Consider the following 1,707-nt stretch of genomic DNA (forward strand, 5'->3'; position numbering starts at 1 on the left):
GGAGCCACTGATAAAGTTCAATAACAAAAATTGTCGAAAGAGAATGCAGGCATTTTCTTTCGACAATTTTTTCTTTTAGATAGTGATTCGTTGTCCAGATATCTTTATAATTAGAAGTATCTAGGGGGCGATTTCATGCTTAAACAAATGGTTCAAACCAAACTTAGTCCATATAGTGATCTTTATGATTTACTCATCCCAGCCGATCATATTTTGCGTCGGTTCAATGAGTTAGTTGACTTTTCTTTTGTTTACGAGGAACTAGAAAATAAATATTGTTTAAACGATGGTCGCAATGCCTATGATCCGATTAAGTTATTCAAATATTTGATGTTAAAAGCGATGTTTCCCGCGTCTGATGTGGATCTCGTTGCTCGCAGTAAAACAGACATGGCCTACAAATATTTTCTTGGCTTGGCTCCAGAAGACGAGGTTATTGATCCAAGTCTACTGACGAAATTCAGACGACAACGCTTGAACGATTCAAATTTACTAGATCTCTTATTGAACAAAACCGTTCAGCTCGCGATCGAAAAAGAGATTATCAAAAGCAAAGGAATTATCGTAGATGCCACACATACCGCTTCTAGATTTAATAAAAAATCCGCAATAGAGCTCTTACGTTCTTATTCAAAAAAGGTGCGCAAAGCGATTTATACAGTAAAACCTGAAGCGAAACAGATCATGCCTGAAAAAAATCAAAAAAACGAGTACCAAGCAGAAAAAGACTATGTAAAGACGCTCTTAAAAGCAATTGAGGAACATCCAGAATGGTCCGTCATACCTGCAGTCGCGGAGTCAGTCAATCAGTTAAAAGAAACGGTTGAAGATTGCCAAGAATATGAAGTCTATTCTCACGATACGTCCGCAAAGGTTGGACATAAAACCGTGGAAACAGAATTTTTCGGCTATAAAACCCATCTGGCTATCACCGAAGAACGAATTATCGCAGCCGCAAGTGTGACTGGTGGGGATGTTGGAGACGGCCCATATTTAAAAGAATTAGTTGAAAAATCACGTGCGAACGGAATTGATGTGAAGGAAGTTATCGGTGATACAGCGTATTCAGGAAAAGCCAACTTACTTTTTACAGCAGAAGAAAAAATTAAACTTTATTCAAAACTTCATCCAGTGATTTCAAATGGCACACGAGATCCCGAACAGGAGTGGGAATATAATAAGGACGCTGGAATGTACGTCTGTCCCAATGGACAATTGGCCTTTCGAAAAGCTGTTCAAGGAAAGAAAAATCAAGGAGAAAACCAACGATTGACCTTCTATTTTGATGTAAAAAAGTGCCAAGCTTGTCCATTGAATGAGGACTGTTATAAAGAAGGGGCAAAAAGTAAAACGTACAGTGTGACGATTCAATCCCAAGCACATAGCGACCAACAGACATTTCAGGAAACGGAAGCGTTCCAAAAACGTTACCGTATGCGTTATATGATTGAAGGAAAGAATAGTGAAATCAAAAACAGACATGGCTACAATGTTTCTTGGTCTAAAGACATTGAGGGCATGATGCTTCAAGGAGCCAGTACGCTCTTTGTCACTAATTTAAAACGAATCGTTAAGCTGATTGATGAAAAAGCGGAAGAAAAATAATAAAGAACGCCCGATGATCAACTTTGTAGGCTGATCATCGGGCTTTTTCCGTTCATTAATCTGAGTTTTTGTAGAAACTAGGGTACTTTATCAGTGGCTCCG

1 protein-coding gene is annotated in these 1,707 nt (G+C 38.6%); it reads left to right on the forward strand.

Annotation, left to right across the window (positions count from 1 at the left end):
* The first annotated feature begins 135 nt into the window (after nucleotides 1-135).
* On the forward strand, nucleotides 136-1,605 hold the full coding sequence (locus RV13_RS20295; RefSeq protein ID WP_010745177.1) for an IS1182 family transposase: 1,470 nt from the start codon (nucleotides 136-138) through the stop codon (nucleotides 1,603-1,605).
* The last annotated feature ends 102 nt before the right edge of the window (nucleotides 1,606-1,707 follow it).

Origin of the sequence: Enterococcus raffinosus (assembly GCF_001886185.1) — a bacterium.
In the GTDB taxonomy this organism is placed as follows: domain Bacteria; phylum Bacillota; class Bacilli; order Lactobacillales; family Enterococcaceae; genus Enterococcus_A; species Enterococcus_A raffinosus.

Excerpts from the sequence above, each read along its gene's own strand:
- RV13_RS20295 (WP_010745177.1), top strand. The coding sequence starts at position 136 with ATGCTTAAACAAATGGTTCAAACCAAACTTAGTCCATATAGTGATCTT.